Below are 8,686 nucleotides of genomic sequence, written 5' to 3'. Positions count from 1 at the left end.
CCGCTTAGATAAAAATCTAAGCGGTTATTTTTTAGGATGTAAAGGGTTATCCGTTTGATAGGAGGGTTTACTACCATAATAGTTTTCTAAACTGCTATAAAACCTGCTGCAATGGAATGGAGCGTCATAATTTTCATGTTATAGTTTGTATTTTTTATTTTATAACGTTATTTTTATGGAAAAATATTATCTTAGTATTAATTTTTTTCTGTTCAAACGATATTTAAATAGATAAGTATTCTGTAAAAATATTTTTTGTATATACTTTAGTAAAGAAGATGTTTTATTAATATAATAATTTGTGGATATTTGAGGGGGCGACGCATGATCATAAGCCTTTATTGAAAAATAGCATTAGTTTCAAGTGAGGAGAAATGAGATTATTCGTACTCAAATATTAAGTGAATTATTACCTTTCCCAAGTATAAAAGGAGGATGTTAATATGAAACTAAAGACGATAGTGGTAGGTATTGGAATTTTACTTATGAGTTTATGTATGATGGATACAAAAGCAGAAGCATACGAGAGACAAATAAACTTTGGTGGATATGAATGGGAAGTAAGAAATAATAATGAATTACAAGGACCAGGACCAAACTATTTCAGTGATAGTACGTCAAATGTTTGGGTAGATACTTCTGGACAATTACATTTAAAATTAACCTACAAAAACGGTAAATGGTATGGAGCCGAAATAATAAATAAAAAAGCTTTAGGTTATGGTAAGTATACTTTCTTTGTTAATTCACAATTAGATGAACTTGATCCAAATGTCGTTTTGGGATTATTTACATATGATAGCGAGTCACCAGATGCGTTAAAAAAAGGATATCGAGAAATAGATATTGAATTCGCTAAATGGGGAGATCCGACATATCCAAATACACAATATACAACTTGGAGCAAAGAAACTACACGAGATTTTCATGCATTTAATGTTTCCTTACCAGATGGAACATATTCTACTCATAGCTTTAATTGGCAACCTAAAAAAATAGACTTTGAATCATTTGGTGGACATTATTTAGAAGCGCCAAGCAACGATTTTGTGTGGCAAAGATGGAATGTTAAAGGTAAAAAAATTCCTGATGAAGGAATGGCGAAAGTACATATGAATTTATGGTTATTCAATGGGTATGCGCCTACCGATGGCAAAGAAGTCGAAGTAATTATTAGAGACTTTAAATTTACACCTTATATTGGTAAATAGTATGGTTTCTAAAAAAGAAAAATAAATTTGTAATCAGTTACTTATAAAGAATGTAATAAAGCAATTGTAGTTATGTACTATTATAAAGAAAATAGAAATATTAGCTTGCAGAGAAATAGACTTATATCTCTGCAAGCTTTTTTATTGTGAAAAAAAGAAAGCCTTGGGCTATGCCTAGGGTTCTAAAAAGCTTATAGCGTGGTATTAAAAAAACTCTTCCGAGGTGCTAAACTATTTTTGGTTCGCCAACCAAAATAAAAGCATACGGAGGAGTTTTTTATGTCAAAAGACACTAATAGTTTAGCACACACAACTTGGAATTGTAAGTATCATATCGTCTTTACACCAAAGTATAGAAGGTAAGTTATTTATGGGAGAATAAAGAAGGATATTGGGCAAATACTACGCACTTTATGCGAAAGAAAAGGTGTAGAAATCATTGAAGCAAAAGCGTGTAAAGATCACGTTCATTTGTTAGTAAGCATTCCACCTAAGTTAAGTGTGTCTGTATTTGTAGGTTATTTAAAAGGAAAAAGTAGCTTGATGATATTTGATCGTCATGCCAATCTGAAATATAAATATGGAAATCAAAAATTTTGGTGTACAGGATTTTATGTAGATACAGTTGGAAGAAATAAAAAGGTAATAGAAAATTATATACGTAATCAAATACAAGAAGATATAGTCGCAGAACAGCTAAGTATGATGGAATATATTGATCCATTCACTGGTGAAGAGGTAAAGAAAAAGAATAGAAAATGAGCGGAAGACCTTTTAGGTCAAGCCAGTAAAAGTAGTACAAAAGGCGAACCATTCAGAAGCCCTTTAGGGTTGGGTCAGTAACAAAGGCTTTCAGCCGCAGAACAAACCACCCGTTCTCACGGGTGGTTTTGACTTATGAAAATAAAAAATAGTAGCATAAACTATAGCCTTGGTCTATGCTACTACTTTAGTTTTTTAGGAATGGGATTAAAAATATTATAGGCTTTCTAAAAATTCTCTAATCGCACCTTCAGTTTTTGCGTTTGCACTATGCAAATGTTGAAGCTTTTCTCCATTTTTAAATACTAATAAAGAAGGGATTCCCATTACATTTTGCTCGTCAGAGATTTCTGGGAATTCATCACGATCAAGTACGAACCATTTTTTGTCTTGATGGTCAGCTACAACATCATTGATAAACATTTCTAAACGTTTGCAGTCTGGGCACCAAGTAGTGGTGAAGATGCCCACTGTTAATTCATCTTGAGCTATTTGATCACGATATTCTTGTTCATTTTTAATTTGTTTCATGTTGGGGTCCTCCTATTTGTTATATATAATAAATTATGTGTTAAGTATTCATGAATGACTTACAAAATGCAACAGAAATACATTTTTTAGTTTATTTAGAGATCTGGGTAAAAAGAGAGTGGTTGGGATATTTAATCATGTTATCAAACAATGAGATTATGTGAGGATGGGCTATGATGGAGCGTTATTATTCAAGTATGACTGTAGAAGAAGCTATTTTACGTTTTCCGAGAGGTAATAATGTAGTCGAGGTATCTGATGAGTCAGAGAAATTTATCGGTTTTTTAACAATGGAGTCTTTGGCAAGAGCTGTTCAAAAAGGTGAGCTAACGAAAACGATTTCTCATTTAGTTACAATCAATGCATCGCTAAAAGATATAAAACATCATTCAATCGACTATGAAGAATTTAAATCCTTTTTTGAAAGTGAATTATGCAGAAGTGTTTTTGATTCATTGTATGATGGAGTCTATATTACAGATGGAGCTGCCCAGACTTTGTTCATTAATAAAGCTTATCAGCGTATAACAGGAATTAAAAAAGAAGAAGTAATCGGTAAAAATATGAACGACTTAGTCAATCAAGGAATTATATCTTCTTCTGCTTCGTTGGATGCTATTCGAACCAAAAGACAGGTAACATTGATCCAAACTATTCGAGGTGAAAGAAAGATACTAGTTTCGGCAACACCCGTTTTTTCTTCTTCAAATGATGTTATGTTTGTAATAAATAGTGTAAGAGATATAACAGAATTAATTACGATGAAGCATGCTTTGGATAAACAAAATTTCTCGTATCAAAATCTTCTTGGTACTTCACCATCAACTAAATTAGTAGAAGTACATGATTTAGTCATTGGTTCTTCTATATCTCCATTATTTAAGTTAGCGGATAAAGTAGCAAAAACAGATGCGAAAGTATTATTGCAAGGTGAAACAGGGGTGGGGAAGAGCTTGATTGCCAAATATGTTCATTCAAGAAGCTCTCGGAGCCATGAGGTTTTTATAGAGTTGAATTGTGCGGCTATTCCCGAGCATTTAGTAGAATCTGAATTATTTGGATACGAAGCAGGAGCATTTACAGGAGCTCTTAAGCAAGGAAAAATGGGCATTTTTGAAAAAACAAATGGAGGTACACTTTTTTTAGATGAAATTGGTGATCTCCCTTTAGATATTCAAGTCAAATTATTAAAAGTAGTAGAAGATAGTCAATTTAATAGAGTGGGTTCTACTGAAATGAAAAAAGTGGATGTTCGGATTATTACTGCGACACATAGAGATTTAGCTGCATTAGTACATGAAGGTAAATTCCGAGAAGATTTGTATTACAGATTAAATATCGTAAGTTTTGAGGTTCCACCATTAAGAGAAAGAAAAGAAGAAATTGTTCCACTTCTAGAAATGTATATGAACAAATTTAATAATAAATACAATGAAAATAAAAGTATGACACCTGAATGCATTGAATGGTTAACAAATTATTCTTGGCCAGGGAACATCAGAGAATTAGCCAATTTAGCTGAAAGGTTGGTCGTAACCACTTTTCAAGATCGTATAGATGTAGTAGATCTTCCACCTTTAATCCAACCAGTTGATACAAAGGCGAATCACCAAAATTTAAGAGAGGCTGTTGGAGAAGTCGAGCGAACTCTTATTATAAATGCAATGAAAAAGCATGGTTCAACAAGAGCTTCAGCAAAAGTACTTGGAATAAGTCAAAGCTCGCTTGTCCAGAAAATGAAAAAATATCACATACGAGTAGAAAACGAATCATAATAGAAAAATGATTCGTTTTCTACTCGTTTTTTGTGAATTAACTATCTTCCTAGTTACAATCAATGGGAAAAATTATGTTGTTATTATTTATAACTTGTTTACGTTATTTCTAATAAGAGCGTGTTTTTTAGATTACATAAATTTGGAATCTAGTATTTTATGTCTGTAATAAATAGAAGTTTGGAACACAACTTGCAATTGGTTTGTTTGTAAGGGTTTACATGATAGAAGGGGAGAGTTATATGAATATATCTTTATTTGCTATGGCAAACAAATTAGTTACTGGAACAGATGCTTTACAACAGCTTCCAAAGGAAGTTGTACAGTTAGAAATGAAGAATCCACTAATCGTAACTGATAAAATTCTAATCAAAGCAGGAGCTGTTAAACAAGTAGAAGATCTACTTGAAGGGGAGTATGGTATTTTTTCAGATGTTAATCCCGAACCAGAGATAGAAATCGTTGAGAAATGTGTAGCAGCTATTAAAGAAGGAAACCATGATGGACTTATTGCAGTCGGAGGCGGTAGTGCAATTGATATTGCGAAAGCATCGTCTGTGATGGCAACAAATCATGGTGAAATAGAAAAGTATTTTGGTACAGATTTAATTGAGGTACCAGGCCTTCCTTTAATCGCGATTCCAACAACAGCTGGAACAGGATCGGAAGTTACAAATATTTCGATTTTGTCTGATACTAAAGAACAAGTTAAAAAAGGAATCGTTAGTCCATACCTTTTACCAGATGTAGCACTTGTTTCACCAATTATGACACTTACTTGCCCTCCGAGTGTAACAGCGGCAAGTGGTGTAGATGCATTAGTTCATGCAATTGAAGCTTATATTTCAGTGAATGCCTCACCAATTACAGATTCATTAGCAATTGGAGCAATGAAGTTAATTTCGAAGAACTTACCAAAGGCGTATGCAGCGCCAGATAATCTTGAAGCGCGTGAAGCTATGATAACAGGAAGTTTAATGGCAGGACTTGCTTTTGGAAATGCTGGTGTAGGAGCTGTACACGCATTAGCCTATCCATTAGGAGGACGTTTTCACGTTTCGCATGGCGTAAGTAATTCGTTATTATTACCCTTTGTTATGAAATGGAATAAAATTGCTTGTCTAGAAAGATATCGTGATATTGCTGAAGCTCTAGGAGAAGATGTTAGTCACTTAAATGATGATCAAGCTGCTGAAACTGCAATTGAAGCTATGACTAGGTTGTGTAGATACGTCGATATTCCGGAATCATTACAAGAATTTAATATTCCAGAATCTACTTTAAGTGAAATGGCAGAGGAAGCTATTAAACAAGTTCGTTTACTTCGAAACAATCCAAGGAAACTAAGTGTTAAAGATATTGAAAAAATCTATCAATCTGCTTATTAAATGGAGGACATAATATGAAATGGAAAAAACGTATCGATGGTCAAGAAACGCCTTATATTCCTGCAGGACCATTTAAAATAAGATTACCTTTTATTCATTACAGATTTGAATGGCCTGACTATGTTCAAGGATTACTCATGTGTGCAGTTGATCTAGGAGCTATCACATTATTAGCAGACCATCTTGGAATGCCTTTTGAGGTTGCATTAGCTATTGTTATTTTAAATGGTTTATTATATTTAACCCATCATATATTAGGTGATCCTGTTATTCCGGGATGGATTACTCCAGCCGTTCCGTTAATCGTATTATTTGTAAAACAATTTGAAGAAGGACCTGATCGGGTGTATGCACTTATTGCTTTTCAGTTAACCTTAGGGATACTATCTATTTTTCTTGGAGTAACAGGTCTAGCAAGTAAAGTAGTTCGTTTAGTTCCGAATGCAATTAAATCAGGAATTATTTTGGGGGCTGGTATTGGAGCGATTGTATCAATCTTTGAAGTAGGAGGAAAGTTTGAACTATTTCCGATTACGATTACAATCTGTATTGGATTCGCATTTTATTTACTTTTTTCTAAACATTATGAAAAACTTAAGCTTAAAAATAAAATGTGGGTTCTGATTGGTAATCTAGGTATTTTACCAGCTATTTTATTAGCTGTAATTGTTGCACCTATTTTTGGAGAAGCAAAATGGCCTGATATTCAATGGGGATTCAGTAATCCAGATTTTGCTACACTTTGGTCTGATTATACTGTTTTTGGATTAGGATTCCCAGCATTTTCTTATTTTTTAAGTGCTATACCAGCGGTATTAGCGACGTACTTAGTAGTATTTGGTGATGTGTTAAAAACTAAAGCATTATTATCTGAATCTGATGTAGTTCGTACAGATGAAAAAGTAGATTACAACCCGAATAGAGCGCATTTGATTTTTGGTGGTAGAAATATGGTGATGAGCATGATTGGCCCAGATATTACCATGGCAGGACCTATGTGGGCTGCAATGCAAGTTGTTGTAGTAGAACGTTTTAAGAGTGGAAAAAAAGCCATGAATTCTTTCTTTGGTGGTGCAGGTTCTTTCCGTTGGGGAACAAATACGGGACTTTTGTTATTACCTATTGTTAGCTTAGTTGAACCAATTTTGGGTGTTGCTTTAGCACTAACACTTCTAGTTCAGGGATATGTAAGTGTAAGAATCGGTGTTATGCAATCTCAGAGTCAACGAGATTTAGGAATAGCTGGTGTCGTTGGTGCCATTCTCGTCATTAAAGGTGCTGGTATGGCATTTGCCGCTGGTATTATCTTATGTATATTACTGTATGGTAAGGATTTCTTACGTGGTGAAAATGATCAAACATTTTCTCATCACGCCAAAGCCAAGAAAGAAATAGAGGCTAAGGAGGTAAAGGCAGGATGAAGAATGATGTATTAAATATGGATTTATATATTAATGGTGTAAATGTTCGAGCATCGAAAAGTTTTCCTGTGGAAAATCCAGCAACATTAGAGATTGTCGGCTACGTTCAGGATGGAACAGAAAAAGAAGCGAAGCAAGCTGTTGATGCAGCTCATGCAGCCTTTTTAAAATGGTCTAAAATAAGTGCTTATGAACGTGCGGAGATGTTAGAGAAATGGTATGCCATTGTTGAAAATAGATTAGAAGAAATAGCGATAGTTATGACAAAAGAGCAGGGGAAACCATTTTCTGAAGCAAAGGGTGAGATGAAATATGCTTCTAGTTTTATTAAATGGTATGCAGAGGATGCGAAAAGAATTTATGGAGAAATGATTCCAGCGACTACGTCTTCTAAAAGAATCTTTGTTCAAAAACAAGCTGTTGGTGTAGCAGCCGTTGTAACTCCTTGGAATTTTCCAGCAGCTATGATTACTAGAAAAGTAGCACCTGCATTAGCAGCTGGTTGTACGGTTGTCATTAAGCCAGCCGAACAGACACCGCTCACAGCTCTTTTATTAGCAGAATGTGCCCATGAAGCTGGGATACCATCTGGTGTCATTAATGTTGTAACAACGCAAAATGCGGGAGAAATTGTTGATGTTTGGATGAAAGATTCCCGAGTGAAGAAGGTTACTTTTACTGGTTCAACTCCTGTAGGAAAGTTACTTATGCGAAAGGCTGCGGATACGGTCAAGAAGGTATCACTTGAACTTGGCGGCTTGGCTCCATTTATAATTGCTGAGGATGCCGATATCGAAGAAGCTGTAAAAGGTGTTATTACATCAAAATTCCGCAACGCTGGACAAACTTGTATATGTGCTAATAGGATATATGTTCATGAAGAGATTAAAGAGCCATTTTTAAAAGCCTTTGAAGCAACTGTATCGAATTTGAAAGTTGGAAATGGACTTGAAGGATCAGATATTGGCCCTTTAATAGATGAAAAAGCTGTAGAGAAGGTTCAAGCACAATTAAAAGATGCTATTCAAAAAGGAGCAATACCTCATAAGTCGCAATCAGACAGGCAAGATTCTGGTTATTTCTTTGAACCAATTATTCTTTCTAATGTCACCGATGATATGATTTGTATGCAGGAAGAAACATTTGGACCACTTGCGCCTGTTAGTACTTTTACAACAGATGATGAGGTGATTCAAAGAGCTAACGCTACGAATTTTGGTTTGGCAGCATATGTTTATACACAATCTTTACAAAAAGCTGTTATTTATTCAGACCATTTAGAGTATGGCATTGTTGGAGTTAATGACAGTGCGCCATCTGTAGCTCAAGCCCCTTTTGGTGGCATGAAAGAAAGTGGACTTGGTAGAGAAGGTGGCCATTACGGCTTAGAAGAATTTTTAGAAGTGAAATATGTGTCATTACAATTGAAGTAAAGAATAAAAAAATATGGAGTAGTTACCAATAACAAAGAGGGTGTCCAAGAAGGATACCCTCTTACATTTTATGTGATTTTTATACTCTTCCTTATCTCAGGCCAAAAAGCAAAATTTAGCGATACACGGACAAAATGCGTAGCATCACTTTTTAGACAGCTTCTT

Annotated in this window: 6 protein-coding genes and 1 pseudogene; 6 read left to right on the top strand and 1 reads right to left on the bottom strand. The window is 34.6% G+C overall.

Annotated elements, in window-relative coordinates; genetic code table 11:
* The first annotated feature begins 443 nt into the window (after positions 1 to 443).
* Together BN349_RS23980 and tnpA are read left to right on the top strand one after the other, a co-directional pair.
* Positions 444 to 1,211 carry a glycoside hydrolase family 16 protein gene (locus BN349_RS23980; RefSeq protein WP_019243039.1) on the top strand — a complete coding sequence of 256 codons (768 nt, stop codon included), beginning with the start codon at positions 444 to 446 and terminating at the stop codon, positions 1,209 to 1,211.
* Positions 1,212 to 1,490: 279 nt separating this feature from the next.
* Positions 1,491 to 1,973: pseudogene (tnpA, locus tag BN349_RS23975) on the top strand (IS200/IS605 family transposase).
* Positions 1,974 to 2,189: 216 nt separating this feature from the next.
* Here the strand turns inward: tnpA and BN349_RS14435 are convergent.
* Positions 2,190 to 2,504, bottom strand: coding sequence for a thioredoxin family protein (locus tag BN349_RS14435; protein ID WP_019243037.1), 315 nt, complete (start codon positions 2,502 to 2,504; stop codon positions 2,190 to 2,192).
* 173 nt (positions 2,505 to 2,677) lie between these two features.
* Here BN349_RS14435 and BN349_RS14430 point away from each other — a divergent pair, with 173 nt between their 5' ends.
* The 4 genes from BN349_RS14430 to BN349_RS14415 all read left to right on the top strand — a co-directional run bounded on the left by BN349_RS14430 (position 2,678) and on the right by BN349_RS14415 (position 8,521).
* The gene (locus BN349_RS14430; protein ID WP_232423562.1) at positions 2,678 to 4,279 is read left to right on the top strand and encodes a sigma-54 interaction domain-containing protein; all 1,602 of its coding nucleotides are present in this window, start codon (positions 2,678 to 2,680) and stop codon (positions 4,277 to 4,279) included.
* 242 nt (positions 4,280 to 4,521) lie between these two features.
* On the top strand, positions 4,522 to 5,667 hold the full coding sequence (locus BN349_RS14425) for an iron-containing alcohol dehydrogenase (RefSeq protein ID WP_019243035.1): 1,146 nt from the start codon (positions 4,522 to 4,524) through the stop codon (positions 5,665 to 5,667).
* Positions 5,668 to 5,681: 14 nt separating this feature from the next.
* On the top strand, positions 5,682 to 7,088 hold the full coding sequence (locus tag BN349_RS14420) for a membrane protein (protein ID WP_019243034.1): 1,407 nt from the start codon (positions 5,682 to 5,684) through the stop codon (positions 7,086 to 7,088).
* On the top strand, positions 7,085 to 8,521 hold the full coding sequence (locus tag BN349_RS14415) for an NAD-dependent succinate-semialdehyde dehydrogenase (RefSeq protein ID WP_019243033.1): 1,437 nt from the start codon (positions 7,085 to 7,087) through the stop codon (positions 8,519 to 8,521). Before BN349_RS14420 ends, BN349_RS14415 begins: the two co-directional genes overlap by 4 nt.
* Positions 8,522 to 8,686: the final 165 nt, after the last annotated feature.

Origin of the sequence: Bacillus sp. AP8, from assembly GCF_000321185.1 — a bacterium.
GTDB lineage: Bacteria > Bacillota > Bacilli > Bacillales > DSM-1321 > Bacillus_AD > Bacillus_AD massilioanorexius.
This window is presented reverse-complemented; position numbering and strand designations above follow the sequence as displayed.

What these genes read in the sequence shown, in the direction of transcription:
- BN349_RS23980 (WP_019243039.1), top strand. Translation starts at nt 444, where the DNA reads ATGAAACTAAAGACGATAGTGGTAGGTATTGGAATTTTACTTATGAGT.
- BN349_RS14430 (WP_232423562.1), top strand. Translation starts at nt 2,678, where the DNA reads ATGATGGAGCGTTATTATTCAAGTATGACTGTAGAAGAAGCTATTTTA.
- BN349_RS14435 (WP_019243037.1), bottom strand. Translation starts at nt 2,504, where the DNA reads ATGAAACAAATTAAAAATGAACAAGAATATCGTGATCAAATAGCTCAA.
- BN349_RS14425 (WP_019243035.1), top strand. Translation starts at nt 4,522, where the DNA reads ATGAATATATCTTTATTTGCTATGGCAAACAAATTAGTTACTGGAACA.
- BN349_RS14415 (WP_019243033.1), top strand. Translation starts at nt 7,085, where the DNA reads ATGAAGAATGATGTATTAAATATGGATTTATATATTAATGGTGTAAAT.
- BN349_RS14420 (WP_019243034.1), top strand. Translation starts at nt 5,682, where the DNA reads ATGAAATGGAAAAAACGTATCGATGGTCAAGAAACGCCTTATATTCCT.